A 16,040-nucleotide genomic window follows, 5' to 3' on the forward strand; every position below is an offset into this window, starting at 1 on the left:
GCGCTAGGGGCGCTAGGGGCGCACAGCAATGGGCCCCGGCCGCTTTTCAGCGGCCGGGGCCCATTCGCGATCTGCTTGCGTGCGACTCACACACCGGAACCTGCGGGCACGGAGTCGGTCGCCTCCGTCCACAGATCCTGCTCGGCGCGGTCCGCCTGGATCTGGCGGTACACGAGGAGCCCGCCGATGGCGGCCAGTGCGACCAGGAGAAGCTTCTTCACCGCGCGACCTCGTCTTTCCTTGACGTCGGAGACCTTCTGGCGCCCGACTATACACACCGACCGATACCGATCGGTGACCTACGTCCGTCCAGCCGACCCACCCGGTCCACCCGGCCCGCCCGCCCCACCACCGCGACCCGCGAACCCACCGCGCACACAAGCGACGGCACACAAAGCGATCGGCCCGGGCGGAGAATCTCCGTCCGGGCCGATCGTCACTGTGGGGCTAACAGGATTTGAACCTGTGGCCTCATCCTTATCAGGGATGCGCTCTAACCAACTGAGCTATAGCCCCTCCGCGCTGCGCGCTGACCTCTGAAGATTAGCGCACGGAGCGGCGTCTTCCCAAATCCGCTACTCGTCCTCGGCCAGCGTCAGCTCGACGCCACCCACGAAGCCGGCGGACAGGTTGTAGATGAAGGCGCCCAGCGTCGCGAGGGCCGTGGCGAGCACCACGTCGATCACCGCGATCACCGAGGTGAAGAGCAGGACGCGCGGCAGCGACAGGAACGACTGGAGGTCGAAGCCGTTGCTCTCGTTGGAGCCGGTGGCCTCGCTGATCGTGCCGCCGACGGTCGAGAAGACGCCCATCGCGTCCATGACCATCCACAGCACCGCCGCCGCCACCACCGTGCAGATGCCCAGCGCGATGGAGAGCAGGAAGCTGACCTTCATCACCGACCACGGGTCGGCCTTGGCCACCCGCAGCCGCGCCTTGCGCGTCCGGGGCGTGGTCTTCGCGCCCGTACGCGGCCGGCGGACCGTTCCGCCGGACGTGCCGCCCGTGGTCCCGCCGCCCGCCGCGGCACCCGCCGTACCGCCGCTCTGCGCGGCGTACGCCTGCGGCGGGTGGTACGGCTGCGCCGTCTGCTGCCCGGATACGGGCCGCTCGGCGGGCAGTGGGCCGTCCTCGTACGTGGTCACCGCACCCCCCTGGGAGTCCGTGGCAGGGCCACGGGCACCGTTCGTTCCGGAAGCGGCCGATCCGGCGCCCGTGGCCTTACTCACGCTTACTCCTCGTGCTCCCCGGCCGAGGGCTCCGTGCCCTCGGCTGCCTCGACCGCGGCACCGCTCTCGGCGGCAGCCCCGGCGTCCACGACCTCATCGGTCTCGTCGGGGCCGTCGATCGCATCGATCCCGTCGGCACCTTCGACCTCTTCGGCCTCACGGCCCGCCTCGGCGTTGCGGGCGATACCGACGACGGCATCCCGCTTGCCCAGGTTGATCAGTTGGACGCCCATGGTGTCACGGCCCGTCTCCCTGACTTCGTTGACTCGCGTACGAATCACACCACCGGACAGCGTGATGGCGAGGATCTCGTCCGTCTCCTCGACCACCAGCGCGCCGACGAGCGAGCCACGGTCCTCCACGATCTTCGCAGCCTTGATGCCGAGGCCGCCACGACCCTGGACGCGGTACTCGTCGACGGCGGTCCGCTTCGCGTACCCGCCGTCCGTCGCGGTGAACACGAACGTACCCGGCCGGACCACATTCATCGAGAGCAGCTCGTCGCCCTCGCGGAAACTCATGCCCTTCACACCGGACGTCGCACGGCCCATGGGGCGCAGCGCCTCGTCCGTCGCGGTGAACCGGATGGACTGGGCCTTCCGGCTGATGAGCAGCAGGTCGTCGTCGGACGAGACCAGCTCGGCGCCGATCAGCTCATCGTCGCTGCCGTCCTCCTTCTCACGGAGGTTGATCGCGATGACGCCGCCGGAGCGGGGCGAGTCGTAGTCCTTGAGGGACGTCTTCTTCACCAGGCCGGCCTTGGTGGCGAGCACCAGGTAGGGCGCCGCGTCGTAGTCGCGGATCGCGAGGATCTCGGCGATCTGCTCGTCCGGCTGGAAGGCCAGCAGGTTGGCGACGTGCTGGCCGCGCGCGTCCCGCCCGGCGTCGGGCAGCTCGTAGGCCTTGGCCCGGTAGACCCGGCCCTTGTTGGTGAAGAACAGCAGCCAGTGGTGCGTGGTCGAGACGAAGAAGTGGTCGACGATGTCGTCTTCCTTCAGCTTCGTGCCGCGCACGCCCTTGCCGCCGCGCTTCTGCGAGCGGTAGTCGTCGGTCTTCGTACGCTTCACATAGCCGCCACGCGTGATGGTGACGACGATGTCCTCCTCGGCGATCAGGTCCTCCATGGACATGTCGCCGTCGAAGGGCACCAGCTTGGAGCGGCGGTCGTCGCCGAACTTCTCGACGAGCGCGGCCAGCTCCTCGCTGACGATCTGCCGCTGGCGGGACTCCGACGCCAGGATCGCGTTGTACTCGTTGATCTTGGCCTGGAGCTCGTCGTGCTCGGCGACGATCTTCTGGCGCTCCAGGGCGGCGAGGCGGCGCAGCTGCATCTCGAGGATGGCGTTGGCCTGGATCTCGTCGATCTGGAGCAGGCCCATCAGGCCCTCGCGGGCGACCTCGACGGTGTCGCTGCGCCGGATCAGCGCGATGACCTCGTCGATCGCGTCCAGCGCCTTGAGCAGACCGCGCAGGATGTGCGCCCGCTCCTCCGCCTTGCGCAGGCGGAACTTGGTACGCCGGACGATGACCTCGATCTGGTGCGTCACCCAGTGGCGGATGAACGCGTCCAGCGAGAGCGTGCGCGGCACGCCGTCGACGAGCGCCAGCATGTTGGCGCCGAAGTTCGTCTGGAGGTCGGTGTGCTTGTAGAGGTTGTTGAGGACGACCTTGGCGACCGCGTCCCGCTTGAGGACGATCACCAGCCGCTGGCCGGTCCGGGAGGACGTCTCGTCACGGACGTCGGCGATGCCGCCGATCTTGCCGTCCTTGACGAGGTCGGCGATCTTCTGGGCCAGGTTGTCCGGGTTCACCTGGTACGGAAGCTCGGTGACCACCAGGCACTGGCGGTTCTGGATCTCCTCGACCTCGACGACCGCGCGCATCGTGATGGAGCCGCGACCCGTGCGGTACGCCTCCTCGATGCCCTTGCGACCGACGACGAGGGCGCCGGTCGGGAAGTCGGGGCCCTTGATGCGCTCGAGCAGCGCGTCCAGGAGCTCCTCGTGGGTGGCCTCGGGGTGCTCCAGCGCCCACTGGGCGCCGGCCGCGACCTCGCGGAGGTTGTGCGGCGGGATGTTGGTCGCCATGCCGACCGCGATACCGGCGCTGCCGTTGACCAGCAGGTTCGGGAAGCGCGCCGGCAGGACCGTCGGCTCCTGGTTGCGGCCGTCGTAGTTGTCCGTGAAGTCGACGGTCTCCTCGTCGATGTCCCGGAGCATCTCCATGGCCAGCGGCATCATCTTGCACTCGGTGTACCGCATGGCGGCGGCCGGGTCGTTGCCCGGGGAACCGAAGTTGCCGTTGGAGTCCACCAGCGGCATGCGCATCGACCAGTGCTGGGCCAGGCGGACCAGGGCGTCGTAGATCGAGGAGTCACCGTGCGGGTGGTACGTACCCATGACGTCACCGACGACGCGGGCGCACTTGTAGAAGCCCTTCTCGGGCCGGTACCCGCCGTCGTACATCGCGTAGAGCACGCGGCGGTGGACGGGCTTGAGGCCGTCCCGCACGTCGGGCAGCGCTCGCGACACGATGACGGACATCGCGTAGTCGAGGTACGAGCGCTGCATCTCGGTCTCGAGCCCGACGGGCTCGACCCGCAGGCCCACACCGGGCACGGCGGGCTCAGGCTCGGGCGTCACGGTGCCGGGGGCGTCGGGGGTTTCGGGAGTGCTGGGAGTGCCGGGGGTGTTCTCGTCGGCCATTGCTGGTCTTCAGTCCTTTCGTACGGTCAGCTGAGACCGACTCAGATGTCGAGGAAGCGGACGTCCTTGGCGTTGCGCTGGATGAACGAGCGCCGCGCCTCCACGTCCTCGCCCATCAGCACCGAGAACAGGTCGTCGGCCTGGGCCGCGTCGTCCAGGGTGACCTGGCCGAGCACCCGGTGGTCCTGGTCCATGGTGGTGACGCGCAGCTCCTCGGCGTTCATCTCGCCCAGACCCTTGAAGCGCTGGATCGAGTCCTCGCGGATGCGCTTGCCGTTCTGCTTGCCGAGCTCGACGAGCGCGTCGCGCTCGCGGTCCGAGTACGCGTACTCGAAGTCGTCCCGGCCCCACTTGATCTTGTACAGCGGCGGACGGGACAGGTACACGTGCCCGGCCTCGACCAGCGGCCGCATGAAGCGGAAGAGGAACGTCAGCAGCAGGGTGTTGATGTGCTGACCGTCGACGTCGGCGTCCGCCATCAGAATGATCTTGTGGTAGCGGAGCTTCTCGATGTCGAAGTCCTCGTGCACACCGGTGCCGAACGCGGAGATCAGCGCCTGGACCTCGGTGTTCTGGAGGATCTTGTCGATCCGCGCCTTCTCGACGTTCAGGATCTTGCCGCGGATGGGCAGGATGGCCTGGAACTCCGGGTTGCGGCCCGACTTGGCGGAGCCGCCGGCGGAGTCACCCTCGACGATGAAGATCTCGCACTTGGCCGGGTCGTTCGACTGGCAGTCCGACAGCTTGCCCGGCAGCGAGGCCGACTCCAGCAGGCCCTTGCGGCGGGTCAGGTCACGCGCCTTGCGGGCGGCGACGCGGGCCGTGGCGGCCTGGAAGGCCTTGCGGATGATGTCCGCGGCCTCGTTCGGATTGCGGTCGAACCAGTCGGAGAGGTGCTCGTGCAGCACCTTCTGCACGAACGTCTTCGCCTCGGTGTTGCCCAGCTTCGTCTTGGTCTGGCCCTCGAACTGCGGCTCGCCCAGCTTGACCGAGATGATCGCCGTCAGACCCTCGCGGATGTCCTCGCCCGTGAGGTTGTCGTCCTTCTCGCGCAGCAGCTTCTTGTCGCGCGCGTACCGGTTGACGAGGCCCGTCAGCGCGGCGCGGAAGCCCTCCTCGTGCGTACCGCCCTCATGGGTGTGGATCGTGTTCGCGAACGAGTACACGCCCTCGGTGTACTGCGAGTTCCACTGCATCGCGATCTCGACGGAGAGCAGGCGCTCCTTGTCCTCCGCCTCGACCGAGATGACCGTGGGGTGGATGAGCTCGCCCTTGCGCGAGTTCAGGTACTTCACGAAGTCGACGATGCCGCCCTCGTAGTGGTACGAGACGGTCCTCGCCGGCGCCTCCTCCACCGTCTCGGCGGCGTCGGGGTCGTCGGCGTTCATCGTCGCCTTGGCCGACTCGCGCTCGTCGGTGAGCGTGATCCGCAGGCCCTTGTTGAGGAACGCCATCTCCTGGAAGCGGCGCGACAGCGTCTCGAAGGAGTACTCGGTCGTCTCAAAGACGTCCGGGTCCGCCCAGAACGTCACCGTCGTACCGGAGTCCTCGACCGCCTCGTGCTTGGCGAGCGGGGCGGTGGGCACACCCAGCTTGTAGTCCTGCGTCCAGCGGTAGCCGTCGCGCTTGATCTCGACCGACACCCTGGTCGACAGGGCGTTGACGACGGACACACCGACGCCGTGCAGACCGCCGGAGACGGCGTAACCGCCGCCGCCGAACTTGCCGCCCGCGTGCAGGACGGTGAGCACGACCTCGACGGCCGGCTTCTTCTCCACGGGGTGGATGTCCACGGGGATGCCGCGGCCGTTGTCCACGACCTTGACGCCACCGTCCGCCAGGATCGTGACGTCGATGGTGTCCGCGTGCCCTGCCAGGGCCTCGTCGACGGAGTTGTCGACGACCTCTTGTACGAGGTGGTGGAGTCCACGCTCACCGGTCGAGCCGATGTACATGCCGGGACGCTTGCGAACCGCGTCCAGACCCTCGAGGACGGTGATCGCGCTGGCGTCGTACGACGAGGTGGCCTCGCCGTTCTCGCCGGCGGCAGTGGACGGAATGTTCTCGTTGGGGTTGCCGGAATCGGCCACGAAGCGCCCTTTCTGGCACAGCACAAGCCGTCTCTCCGGGCATGCGGGAGCGGCTGCGTCGTTCGACATGTTCCGCGGTGGGCGGGATTACCTACCAGTCTACCGGTAGCACTGACATTAATGGGGGCTTGCCGGTGCCTGAGTCCGCATGTGCCGCCCTGAACCGGCGCCTGCCGACTCCCCATATCCGGGAAGGGGCTCCAAGAGCCTCACGCCGCCACTCAGCGCTTCGGCCTGTCAACCTCCAGCGACGGTGACGGCCACCTCACCCCGACCCCTCCCGGAGCAGCCTCCACCCCCCTCACCGGCACGCCCCGGCACCCCCCGCGCCCGGGCCACCGCTGCCCGGGGCGAACGGTTGAGGGCTGGAGGGTTGGCGGGTTGCGGGTTGGCGGCTTGCGGGCTCGCGCGGGCGGGGGACTCCCGGGGCGCGCGTCAGCCGTAGGTGTCGCCCGGCCCCGTGCTGCCCGGCGCCCGCAGCGGGCCGCCGTAGCCGCGGCGGGGGCCGCCCGGGCCGAGGACCTTGATGACCCGTACCGTTCCGTGCCCCAGGTCCTCGTTCAGCCGGGCGACCAGCCGCGGCGCCAGCAGCCGCAGCTGCGTCGCCCACGCGGTGGAGTCGCACTGCACGGTGAGCACCCGCTCCTGCGGGTCCTCGTCGTACCGCAGCGGTACGCAGTGCTTGGCCAGGTCGTCGCCCACGATCTGCGGCCAGCGCCCCATCACGCCGCCGACCGCCGCGGAGGTCTCCCACCCGCGCTCGGTAATCAGCCGGTTGATCGCGGCGCCCAGCGGCAGCGGGTCGCGCCCGTCCGCGCGGGCACCGGACCGCAGGCCGCCGCCCCGCCGGGCCTGCTTCTTCTGCTGCGCCGCCGCGCCCCGCGCCTTCGCCTGTTCCTTCGCGGCACGCAGCGCGACCCGCGCGAGGTCGACCCCGGACGGCTCCGGTACGCGCGCGTCGTCCGTCACAGCCGCTCCACCGTGCCCTCGGACACCGCGTACCGCGTTCCCGCCAGCACCCCCGGCACGTCGTCGTCGACCGCCGCCGTCACCAGCACCTGCTCGCCCGGCGCGACCAGCTCCGCCAGCCGCTCGCGGCGCCGCGCGTCCAGCTCCGCGAAGACGTCGTCCAGCACGAGCACCGGCTCGTTGCCCTCGCCCCGCAGCAGGTCGTACGAGGCCAGCCGCAGCGCCAGGGCGTACGACCAGGACTCGCCGTGGCTGGCGTACCCCTTCGCGGGCAGCTCGCCCAGCTTGAGCACCAGGTCGTCGCGGTGCGGGCCGACCAGCGTGACGCCCCGCTCGATCTCCTGCTTGCGCACCTCGGCCATCGCGGCGATCAGCCCCTCGTACAGGGCCTCCCGGTCGTGGGCCCCGGAGACGGCACCCTTGTAATCGAGCGCCACCGGCCCGCCGCCCGGCGCGAGCTGCTCGTACGCCTTGTCGGCCAGCGGCTGGAGGGTGGACACGAGGTCGAGGCGCTGCGCCAGCAGCTCCGCGCCGGCCCGCGCCAGATGCTGGTCCCACACGTCCAGGGTGGACAGGTCCATGGAGCGGCCGCCGTGCCGCCGCGCCATGGCGGCCGACTTCAGCAGGGTGTTCCGCTGCCGCAGTACGCGCTCGTAGTCGGACCGTACGCCCGCCATCCGCGGCGCACGCGCGGTGATCATCTCGTCGAGGAAGCGCCGCCGCTCGCCCGGGTCACCCTTGACCAGCGCCAGGTCCTCCGGCGCGAACAGCACCGTGCGGACGATGCCCAGTACGTCACGGGGCCTGACCTGGGACGACCGGTTGATACGGGCGCGGTTCGCCCGGCCCGGGTTGAGCTCCAGCTCGACGAGCTGCGACCGCTCGCCCTGCCGGACCGCCGCCCGGATGACCGCCCGCTCGGCGCCCATCCGCACCAGCGGCGCGTCGGACGACACCCGGTGGCTGCCGAGCGTCGCCAGGTATCCGACGGCCTCGACCAGATTGGTCTTGCCCTGCCCGTTGGCGCCCACGAAGACACCGACGCCCGGATCGAGAGGGACCTCGACCCGGGCGTACGAGCGGAAGTCGGCCAGCGACAGATGCGTGACATGCATGATGTGCGCCGACCTTCCCCCGGCATGCCGTGCACCGCCGGGTGCACAGCCTGTGGATCTACTTGCTGGACTCGCCCGCGGACGTCACCGCGTGCCCGCCGAACTGGTTGCGCAGCGCGGCGATCATCTTCATCTGCGGCGAGTCGTCCTGCCGGGACGCGAACCGCGCGAACAGCGACGCGGTGATCGCCGGCAGCGGGACCGCGTTGTCGATGGCGGCCTCGACGGTCCACCGGCCCTCGCCGGAGTCCTGTGCGAAACCGCGCAGCCGCTCCAGGTGCTCGTCCTCGTCCAGCGCGTTGACCGCCAGGTCGAGCAGCCAGGAACGGATGACCGTGCCCTCCTGCCAGGAGCGGAAGACCTCGCGCACGTCGGTGACGGAGTCGACCTTCTCCAGCAGCTCCCAGCCCTCGGCGTACGCCTGCATCATGGCGTACTCGATGCCGTTGTGGACCATCTTGGCGAAGTGGCCCGCGCCGACCTTGCCCGCGTGGACGGAGCCGAACTCACCCTCGGGCTTCAGCGCGTCGAAGACCGGCTGGACCTTCGCCACGTGCTCGGCGTCGCCGCCGTACATCAGCGCGTAGCCGTTCTCCAGGCCCCAGACGCCGCCGGAGACGCCGCAGTCGACGAACCCGATGCCCTTCTCGGCCAGCTCGGCGGCGTGCTTCTCGTCGTCCGTCCAGCGCGAGTTGCCGCCGTCGACGACGATGTCGCCCGGGGCGAGCAGCTCGGCGAGCTCGTCGATCGTGGACTGGGTCGCGGCGCCGGCCGGGACCATGACCCACACGACGCGCGGGCCCTTGAGCTTGCCCACAAGCTCCTCGAGGCTGTGGACATCGGCGAGGTCAGGGTTGCGGTCGTACCCGATGACGGTGTGACCCGCGCGGCGGATGCGCTCGCGCATGTTGCCGCCCATCTTGCCGAGACCGACGAGACCGAGCTCCATCAGAGATTCCTCAATCGTTGTGTGCGGAGAGTTCGTACCCGCGTCCGAGCCTACGCCCGGACGCGGGCGCACACCTGTGGGGTCAGGCGCTCATCAGGCGCACGATCAGCCACTCAGCGCACCGCCCCGGCCGCGGGGTCAGCCGCTCAGCCGCACCGGCATGATCAGGTACTTGTACGCCTCGTCCGCCTCGGCGTCGAGGGCCGGCTTGCCGCTCAGCAGCGCGGGCTTGGTGGAGGTGGTGAAGGAGAGCTGGGCGACCGGGGAGTCGATCGCGCTCAGGCCGTCCAGCAGGAACGTCGGGTTGAAGGCGATCGAGATGTCATCGCCCTCGAGCTGCGCGTCCACGCGCTCCACAGCCTGTGCGTCGTCGCTGGAACCGGCCTCCAGGATGAGCACGCCCTGCTCGAAGCTCAGCCGGACCGGCGTGTTCCGCTCGGCCACCAGCGCCACACGCTTCACGGCCTCGACGAACGGCGCCGTCTCGATCACCGCGACCGAGTTGAACTCGGTGGGGAAGAGGGTGCGGTACTTCGGGAGGTCGCCTTCGAGCAGACGGGTGGTGGTACGCCGCCCGGCGCCCTCGAAACCGATCAGGCCCTCGCCCTTGCCCGAACCGGACAGCGCCAGCGTGACCGTGTCGCCGCTCGTGAGCGCCTTGGCGGTGTCCAGCAGCGTCTTGGCGGGCACCAGGGCGACCGCCGAGGCGTCCGGGGACTCCGGCTTCCACAGGAACTCGCGGACGGCGAAGCGGTACCGGTCGGTCGAGGCCAGCGTGACCGTGTCGCCCTCGATCTCGATGCGCACACCGGTGAGGACGGGCAGCGTGTCGTCCCGGCCGGCCGCGATGGCGACCTGGGCGGCGGCGGAGGCGAAGACCTCACCGGGGACGGTGCCGGTCGCGGTCGGCATCTCCGGCAGCGCCGGGTACTCCTCCACCGGCATGGTGTGGAGGGTGAAGCGGGAGGAGCCGCAGACCACGGTCGCCCGTACACCGTCTGTGGAAATCTCCACCGGCCGGTTGGGGAGGGCGCGGCAGATGTCGGCGAGCAGGCGGCCGGAGACGAGGACCGTGCCGTCCTCCTCGACCTCGGCCTCGACCGAGACGCGCGCCGAGACCTCGTAGTCGAAGCTGGAGAAGCTGAGCGCGCCGTCCTCGGCCTTCAGCAGAAGGCCCGCGAGTACGGGCGCCGGCGGACGGGCCGGGAGGCTGCGGGCCACCCAGGCCACCGCCTCCGCGAGTACATCGCGCTCCACCCGGATCTTCACCGGAACCGCCTCCTGCTGTTGCTGGCTCGTATCTCGACTGCGGGAACCAGTCTGACGCACGCCGCCGACAGTCGGTGCGGGTCGGGGTCAAGTCGCGACGAGAGCAGCAGGACGCTCCGGCGCCGAGTTGTGCACAGGCCCCGCTTCGAAGCGGATTCACCGGTAACTCTGAGTGGGAGTAGTAGTAGGGCCTGTGGAAACCGTGGATAACCCCGTCCGCGCAGGTCACAGCCCATTTTTTGTCCACCGCGCCTGTGGGCGGGACCAGTGGACAACCACCCGTTTCTGTGGACGCGGGAAAGTTCTGCACACCCGATGCACAGCAGGGGCCGACTTCTCCCCAGCGCCGTCCCCAGTTTTACCCAGCTTCCCCACAGGCCAATCGACCTCCTTGGTGTGACCGCTTTCACTCGGCGCGGTGAGGCCGGGCGTTTCGTTGCCGAACAGTGGACAGGGGTGTGGAGAAGCTGTGGACCATGGACCGGTCCCTGTGGGCCGCCGGTGGACAACCGCGAGAGCGCCCTGTGGACGGCGGATTCGTCCACAGCCTGTGGAGCGCGTTCGGCCACAAATCCACAACCGGGTGACCTGCGAGGATGTGCCCCCGACACCTCACCCTGTGGACGCCGTCTGGACAACTTGGCGGTCCCCAGGGTGTGGATTCGGGATCGCCGCCTGAGCTGTGGAGAACCCGGTGACCCACCGAACTATTCGAACAGTCCGGGCCGGACACAGGGTGTGGACAGCGGCGAGGAGCGGCCCGGAACCGCTCCGGAAACCGTTGACGAGGGCCTTGGGCCGCCCCCGGAGGGCACGCGGGTCCGCGCGACGTGAGCGTTCCCGGGTACGCGTGAGCCCCCGTCCCCGGGCGGTCTGGTCCGCGCCTCTCGGGGCAGCGGTTCCGGCGCCCTGGGCGGGGGCTCCAGCGGTCGGCGGTGTCCGGCCGGGCGTCAGCCGTTCTTGATGCGGTTCGTGAGCTCGGTGACCTGGTTGTAGATGGAGCGCCGCTCCGCCATCAGCGCGCGGATCTTGCGGTCGGCGTGCATCACGGTCGTGTGGTCGCGCCCGCCGAACTGGGCGCCGATCTTCGGCAGCGAGAGGTCCGTCAGCTCACGGCACAGGTACATCGCGATCTGTCGGGCCGTCACCAGCACCCGGCTGCGCGACGATCCGCACAGGTCCTCGACCGTGAGCCCGAAGTAGTCGGCGGTGGCCGCCATGATGGCGCCGGCCGTGATCTCGGGGGCCGCGTCCTCGCCGCCCGGGATCAGGTCCTTCAGCACGCCCTCGGTGAGCACCAGGTCGACCGGCTGCCGGTTGAGGCTCGCGAACGCCGTGACCCGGATCAGCGCGCCCTCCAGCTCGCGGATGTTGCGCGAGATGCGGGAGGCGATGAACTCCAGGACCTCCGGCGGGGCGTTGAGCTGCTCCTGCACCGCCTTCTTGCGGAGGATCGCGATGCGCGTCTCCAGCTCCGGCGGCTGCACGTCGGTGGTCAGGCCCCACTCGAAGCGGTTGCGCAGCCGGTCCTCCAGGGTCATCAGCTGCTTGGGCGGCCGGTCCGAGGACAGCACGATCTGCTTGTTGGCGTTGTGGAGCGTGTTGAAGGTGTGGAAGAACTCCTCCTGCGTCGACTCCTTGCTCGCCAGGAACTGGATGTCGTCGACGAGCAGGATGTCCACGTCGCGGTAGCGCTTGCGGAAGGTGTCGCCCTTGCCGTCGCGGATGGAGTTGATGAACTCGTTGGTGAACTCCTCAGAGCTCACGTACCGCACGCGCGTGCCGGGGTAGAGGCTGCGCGCGTAGTGCCCGATCGCGTGCAGCAGGTGCGTCTTGCCGAGCCCGGACTCCCCGTAAATGAAGAGCGGGTTGTACGCCTTGGCCGGCGCCTCGGCGACCGCGACGGCCGCCGCGTGGGCGAACCGGTTGGACGACCCGATGACGAAGGTGTCGAACAGGTACTTGGGGTTCAGCCGGGCGTGCGGCTCACCGGGGCGGCCGCCCGCGGCTCCCGCGCCGGTACCGCCGCTCGCGCTCCCCGCACCGCCGGGGCGCTGCTGGCCGGGGACGTCCGGCAGGTCGCGCCGGTCGCCGCGCTGCTGGTCGTACGGGGAGTGGTCGGTCGCCTGCGGGCCGCGGTAGTCGTGGTGCGGCTGCTGCGGGCGGGGCGACGCGTAGGGGTCGCGGTCCTGGAAGCCGCCCAGGCGCGGCTGCTGCCAGGACAGGTCCTCCTGGGTACGCGGCCAGGCGCCGGGCTCGGGGCGCTGCTGCTGGTAGTCCGGGTACGCCGGGCGCACGGCCGGCAGCCCGTCGTCGGGCATGGCCTGGTGGCCGTAGCCGTCGTATTTGTCGTACGGCTTGTCGTACGCGTCGTTCTGCTGCCGCTCGTCGTAGCGGGGCTGCTGCGGCTGCTGCCTGCCGGGGGGCGGCGGGGGCGGCGGGTCACCCGCGGAGTCGTCGACGGTGATCGCGATCCGGATGGGGCGGCCGCACTCGCGGCTCAGCGTCTCGCTGATCAGCGGGGCGAGGCGGCCCTCCAGGACGCGCTTGCCCCACTCGTTGGGGACGGCGAGGAGAGCGGTGTCCGCGACCAGGGCCAGCGGCTGGCAGCGCTCGATCCACTGCTTGTCCTTCGACTCGATGCCCTGCTGGCCCTCCCCCAGGAGCTGCTCGAGCACTCGTGGCCACACTGCGGCAAGATCAGCAGGTACGTCAGCCACAAGGCACGCTCTCTCACAGGTCCCACGAATGTGTGGTTCTCGGGACGGGATGGAAGGACAGGCAGGAAAGGAATCCGAGTTCAGCCACGGTAGTCGTGGCGGCTCGCGTGGTTCAAGTTGTTGTCCACAGCCTGTGCACAGTGGACCACGACCCGGGGCCGGTTTGACCGGATGGCGTAGCCGCGCGTACCGTAACCAGGTCGAGTTGTCGATGGCTGCTGCCGCCTGCCTCCGATGGGCAAAGATCACGGTCAGTGATCGTGAAGCGGTGCACTCGGGCGTATTGCGAGCTACTCGTGGGCGCACGGTGACAGCCAGGCGATGTCCCGCCACCACCCGAATCATTTCTGGAGCCCCCGAGTGAGCAAGCGCACCTTCCAGCCGAACAACCGTCGTCGTGCCAAGACCCACGGTTTCCGTCTGCGCATGCGTACCCGCGCCGGCCGCGCCATCCTGGCGAACCGCCGTAGCAAGGGTCGCGCCAACCTGTCCGCCTGATCGTTTAAACAGGTCATGACGTGCTGCCTACCGAGAATCGGCTGAGGCGGCGCGAGGACTTCGCGACCGCGGTACGCCGAGGACGCCGGGCCGGCCGCCCGCTCCTCGTCGTCCACCTAAGAAGCGGTGCAACGGACCCGCACGCGTCAGGGGAGAGCGCTCCCCCGACACGTGCGGGTTTCGTCGTCAGCAAGGCCGTGGGCGGTGCGGTCGTGCGGAACCAGGTGAAGCGCAGACTTCGCCACCTGATGCGCGACCGACTGCCTTCCCTGCCCCCCGGTAGCCTGGTGGTAGTACGGGCGCTGCCCGGAGCGGGCGACGCCGACCAAGCACAGCTGGCCCGAGACCTGGATGCCGCCTTTCAGCGGTTGCTGGGAGGGGGCGCGCGATGAAGTACCCGCTGCTGGCACTGATCAAGCTGTACCAGTGGACGATCAGCCCGCTGCTCGGCCCCGTCTGCCGGTACTACCCGTCGTGTTCCCACTACGGATTCACGGCCATCGACCGGCACGGCGCGGTCAAGGGCACAGCCCTGACCGCCTGGCGCATCCTGCGGTGCAATCCGTGGTCGCCGGGCGGTGTGGACCATGTACCCCCTCGTAAGCGCCCGCGCTGGCACGAAATGCTGCGCGACGCGTTGCGCGGCGGCAAGGGCGGGACCTCCGCCGAGACGAGCCCGGCCGCAGAGACCTCGCCCAATGCTCAAGGAGCCTGATTAGTGGACACGATTGCCAGTCTGTTCAGCTTCATCACCACACCTGTCTCGTGGATCATCGTCCAGTTCCACAGCCTCTACGGGGCGGTTTTCGGACCCGACACGGGCTGGGCCTGGGGTCTGTCGATCGTGTCCCTCGTGGTGCTCATCCGGATCTGCCTGATCCCGCTGTTCGTGAAGCAGATCAAGTCGACCCGGAACATGCAGGCGCTCCAGCCGAAGATGAAGGCGATCCAGGAGCGCTACAAGAACGACAAGCAGCGTCAGTCCGAAGAGATGATGAAGCTGTACAAGGAGACGGGCACCAACCCGCTCTCCTCGTGCCTTCCCATCCTGGCGCAGTCGCCGTTCTTCTTCGCCCTCTACCACGTGCTGTCGAAGATCGCCTCTGGTGACACCATCGGCGTCCTCAACCAGAGCCTGGTGAACAGCGCCCGTGAGGCCCACATCTTCGGGGCCCCGATCGCCGCGAAGTTCATGGACGACCCGGCCAAGGTCGAAGCGCTCAACGCGTCCCTGCTCGATGTCCGCATCGTCACCGCGGTCATGATCGTCCTGATGTCGCTGTCGCAGTTCTTCACCCAGCGCCAGCTGATGCAGAAGAACGTCGACCTGACGGTCAAGACCCCGTACATGCAGCAGCAGAAGATGCTGATGTACATCTTCCCGGTGATCTTCGCCGTGATGGGCATCAACTTCCCCGTCGGCGTCCTCGTCTACTGGCTGACCACCAACGTGTGGACCATGGGCCAGCAGATGTACGTGATCAACCAGAACCCGACCCCGGGCAGCAAGGCGCAGGACCAGTACCTCCAGCGCCTGGTGAAGAGCGTCACCTCCCACGGTGATGTGCGGGGCCGCCGGCGCCGTGCCGTCGTCCAGGCCATCGTCGCCAAGGGCCCGGACCGCAACGACAACGAGCGCAAGTTCTACACCAGCCTCGCCAAGGCCGGGTTCACCCCGCAGGCCGACGGTTCCGTCAAGAAGGTCGACCCCGCGACCGCCGAGGCGGAGAACGCCGCCGCGACCCGGCGCCAGCAGCCCAAGCGCCAGCCCAAGGCGAAGCGCCAGGCCCAGGCCGCGCACCAGTCCCCCGCCAAGACGTCCCTGGAGAAGGCCGACGAGCCCCAGGACGCCAAGCAGCAGCCCGCCAAGCCCGCCGGCGGGTCTGCCCGCCAGGCCAAGTCCGGACAGCGCAAGGGCCAGCAGCGGCCCAAGCACCCGTCGTCCAAGAAGTAAGAAGGAGTCCATCCGTGACGGAAGGCACCACCTCCGCCGCCCAGGGTGGCGACACCCTGACCCGCCTGGAGCAGGAGGGCGAGATCGCGGCCGACTACCTCGAGGGTCTGCTCGACATCGCCGATCTCGACGGCGACATCGACATGGACGTCGAGGCGGACCGCGCCGCGGTCTCGATCATCAGTGACTCGAGCAGCCGCGACCTCCAGAAGCTGGTGGGCCGTGACGGCGAGGTGCTCGAGGCACTCCAGGAGCTGACGCGTCTCGCGGTGCTCCGGGAGACCGGCGACCGCAGCCGCCTGATGCTGGACATCGCGGGCTTCCGGGCCAAGAAGCGCACCGAGCTCGCCGAGCTGGGCGCCAAGGCCGCCAATGACGTGAAGACCAGCGGCGAGCCGGTGAAGCTCGAGCCGATGACCCCCTTCGAGCGCAAGGTCGTACACGACGCGGTGGCCGCCGCCGGTCTGCGCAGCGAGTCCGAGGGCGAGGAGCCGCAGCGCTTCGTCGTCGTGCTCCCTGCCTGATCACCCTTTGTATGGTCG

14 protein-coding genes and 1 tRNA gene are annotated in these 16,040 nt (G+C 69.2%); 5 read left to right on the forward strand and 10 right to left on the reverse strand.

The annotated features are described in order from the left end of the window. Window positions 1–86: 86 nt before the first annotated feature. From EIZ62_RS16035 to dnaA, 10 genes are all read right to left on the reverse strand, one after another. Window positions 87–221 (reverse strand): DLW-39 family protein, encoded by a 135-nt coding sequence (locus EIZ62_RS16035; protein WP_003958712.1) that lies wholly within the window; start codon window positions 219–221, stop codon window positions 87–89. A 221-nt stretch (window positions 222–442) separates the two neighbouring features. Further along, window positions 443–516 (reverse strand) — tRNA-Ile (locus EIZ62_RS16040). A 59-nt stretch (window positions 517–575) separates the two neighbouring features. Continuing rightward, on the reverse strand, window positions 576–1,229 hold the full coding sequence (locus tag EIZ62_RS16045; RefSeq protein WP_156693350.1) for a DUF3566 domain-containing protein: 654 nt from the start codon (window positions 1,227–1,229) through the stop codon (window positions 576–578). A gap of 2 nt (window positions 1,230–1,231) precedes the next feature. After that, the gene (gene gyrA, locus EIZ62_RS16050; RefSeq protein ID WP_156693351.1) at window positions 1,232–3,934 is read right to left on the reverse strand and encodes a DNA gyrase subunit A; all 2,703 of its coding nucleotides are present in this window, start codon (window positions 3,932–3,934) and stop codon (window positions 1,232–1,234) included. Window positions 3,935–3,975: 41 nt separating this feature from the next. After that, the gene (gene gyrB / locus EIZ62_RS16055) at window positions 3,976–6,048 is read right to left on the reverse strand and encodes a DNA topoisomerase (ATP-hydrolyzing) subunit B (protein ID WP_156693352.1); all 2,073 of its coding nucleotides are present in this window, start codon (window positions 6,046–6,048) and stop codon (window positions 3,976–3,978) included. Between the two features lie 411 nt (window positions 6,049–6,459). Beyond that, window positions 6,460–6,993: a DciA family protein gene (locus tag EIZ62_RS16060; protein ID WP_156693353.1), complete on the reverse strand. Its 534-nt coding sequence runs from the start codon at window positions 6,991–6,993 to the stop codon at window positions 6,460–6,462. After that, window positions 6,990–8,108 (reverse strand): DNA replication/repair protein RecF, encoded by a 1,119-nt coding sequence (gene recF / locus EIZ62_RS16065; protein WP_156693354.1) that lies wholly within the window; start codon window positions 8,106–8,108, stop codon window positions 6,990–6,992. Before recF ends, EIZ62_RS16060 begins: the two co-directional genes overlap by 4 nt. Window positions 8,109–8,166: 58 nt before the next feature. Further along, entirely contained in the window at window positions 8,167–9,057 is an 891-nt protein-coding gene (gnd, locus tag EIZ62_RS16070; protein WP_156693355.1) for a phosphogluconate dehydrogenase (NAD(+)-dependent, decarboxylating), read from the reverse strand. Between the two features lie 138 nt (window positions 9,058–9,195). Further along, on the reverse strand, window positions 9,196–10,326 hold the full coding sequence (gene dnaN, locus EIZ62_RS16075; protein WP_156693356.1) for a DNA polymerase III subunit beta: 1,131 nt from the start codon (window positions 10,324–10,326) through the stop codon (window positions 9,196–9,198). 950 nt (window positions 10,327–11,276) lie between these two features. Continuing rightward, complete coding sequence (gene dnaA / locus EIZ62_RS16080) at window positions 11,277–13,046, reverse strand: chromosomal replication initiator protein DnaA (protein ID WP_156693357.1); 1,770 nt, start codon at window positions 13,044–13,046, stop codon at window positions 11,277–11,279. A gap of 360 nt (window positions 13,047–13,406) precedes the next feature. On the opposite strand from dnaA, the gene rpmH reads away from it, so the two are divergent. Genes rpmH through EIZ62_RS16105 form a run of 5 tightly spaced genes read left to right on the forward strand, consistent with a single transcriptional unit; the run spans window position 13,407 to window position 16,022 of the window. Next, a complete protein-coding gene (gene rpmH / locus EIZ62_RS16085; protein ID WP_018846094.1) occupies window positions 13,407–13,544 on the forward strand; it encodes a 50S ribosomal protein L34 in 138 nt (45 codons plus the stop codon). A gap of 20 nt (window positions 13,545–13,564) precedes the next feature. After that, the gene (rnpA, locus tag EIZ62_RS16090; protein WP_156693358.1) at window positions 13,565–13,936 is read left to right on the forward strand and encodes a ribonuclease P protein component; all 372 of its coding nucleotides are present in this window, start codon (window positions 13,565–13,567) and stop codon (window positions 13,934–13,936) included. Continuing rightward, window positions 13,933–14,259 carry a membrane protein insertion efficiency factor YidD gene (yidD, locus tag EIZ62_RS16095; protein WP_156693359.1) on the forward strand — a complete coding sequence of 109 codons (327 nt, stop codon included), beginning with the start codon at window positions 13,933–13,935 and terminating at the stop codon, window positions 14,257–14,259. The genes rnpA and yidD overlap by 4 nt, the downstream gene beginning before the upstream one ends. Before the next feature lie 3 nt (window positions 14,260–14,262). Then, window positions 14,263–15,498, forward strand: a complete 1,236-nt coding sequence (gene yidC, locus EIZ62_RS16100) for a membrane protein insertase YidC (RefSeq protein WP_156693360.1) — start codon at window positions 14,263–14,265, stop codon at window positions 15,496–15,498. A gap of 14 nt (window positions 15,499–15,512) precedes the next feature. Next, window positions 15,513–16,022, forward strand: coding sequence for a Jag family protein (locus EIZ62_RS16105; RefSeq protein ID WP_156693361.1), 510 nt, complete (start codon window positions 15,513–15,515; stop codon window positions 16,020–16,022). Window positions 16,023–16,040: the final 18 nt, after the last annotated feature.

Source organism: Streptomyces ficellus, assembly GCF_009739905.1.
GTDB classification, from domain to species: Bacteria; Actinomycetota; Actinomycetes; order Streptomycetales; family Streptomycetaceae; genus Streptomyces; species Streptomyces ficellus_A.